Annotated in this window: 2 protein-coding genes and 1 pseudogene; all 3 read left to right on the top strand. The window is 62.8% G+C overall.

Features of this window, described 5'->3' with window-relative positions; genetic code table 11:
• Window positions 1-90: pseudogene (locus tag LQV45_RS35355) on the top strand (DNA-binding protein); the annotation flags it as partial.
• 40 nt (window positions 91-130) lie between these two features.
• Complete coding sequence (gene gmk / locus LQV45_RS35350; protein WP_230012715.1) at window positions 131-703, top strand: guanylate kinase; 573 nt, start codon at window positions 131-133, stop codon at window positions 701-703.
• A gap of 39 nt (window positions 704-742) precedes the next feature.
• Entirely contained in the window at window positions 743-1,003 is a 261-nt protein-coding gene (rpoZ, locus tag LQV45_RS35345) for a DNA-directed RNA polymerase subunit omega (RefSeq protein WP_018773134.1), read from the top strand.
• Window positions 1,004-1,041: the final 38 nt, after the last annotated feature.

The following is a 1,041-nucleotide window of genomic DNA, read 5'->3' as shown; positions in this document are numbered from 1 at the left end:
GACCAGCTCGGCATCGCACAATCCCGACGGGTCCGCGGCCTGGGAATCCACCAGCGCCGGGCGCTGGTAGATTTTATTGACGACAAGTAGCCCGGTCCGCCGAGCTGCCCACCACCGCCCAAAGGAATATGTGAGCAAGAAACCGGGACTGACAGTCCTCGCCGGCCCGACGGCTGTTGGCAAAGGCACCGTGTCCACCTACATCCGGGACAACTACCCCGGCGTCTGGCTCTCCGTGTCGGCCACCACGCGCCCGCCGCGGCCGGGGGAGCAGGACGGGATCCACTACTTCTTCAAATCGGCCGAGGAATTCGATGCCCTGGTCGAAAACGGCGAATTGCTCGAGTGGGCCGTCGTCCACGGCCGGAACCGCTACGGCACGCTGCGCAGCACGGTTGACGCCGCCATTGCCGAGGGCCGCTCGGTGCTGCTGGAGATCGATCTGCAGGGCGCCCGGCAGGTCAAGCAGGCCGTCCCGGATGCCCAGTTTGTGTTCCTGGCGCCCCCGAGCTGGGACGAAATGGTCCGCCGGCTGGTCGGCCGCGGCACGGAAAGCGCCGAAGAACAGCAGCAGAGGCTGGAAACCGCTAAACTAGAACTTGCCGCTGAACCGGAGTTCGACCACACCGTCATCAATGATGACGTTCGTCGGGCAGCGGACGAGCTTGTTTCACTCATGGGGCTGACCCCGAACCCGCGCTAGGCGCCGGGACGTACCGGCCCGTTAGAATTTGGAGAATTCGTGTCCACGAACCTTGAAGGCATCATCAACCCGCCGATCGACGAGCTGCTGAAGGCCGCCGACTCGAAGTACGGACTGGTGATTTTTGGTGCCAAGCGCGCACGCCAGATCAACGCGTACTATGCCCAGCTGCATGAGGGCCTGTTTGAGTACGTTGGCCCGCTGGTCGACACCAAGCTGAACGAGAAGTCCCTGTCGATCGCCCTGCGCGAGATCAACGAAGGCAAGCTCGTCTCCACGCCGATCGAAACCGCAGAGTAATTCCCCCCGCGAGAAGAGACAAGTAAACAGACTTCTTT

The organism is Microbacterium sp. Bi128 (genome assembly GCF_918698205.1).
The sequence above is the reverse complement of the archived record's forward strand: the minus strand, read 5'-3'. Positions and strand labels throughout refer to the sequence as shown.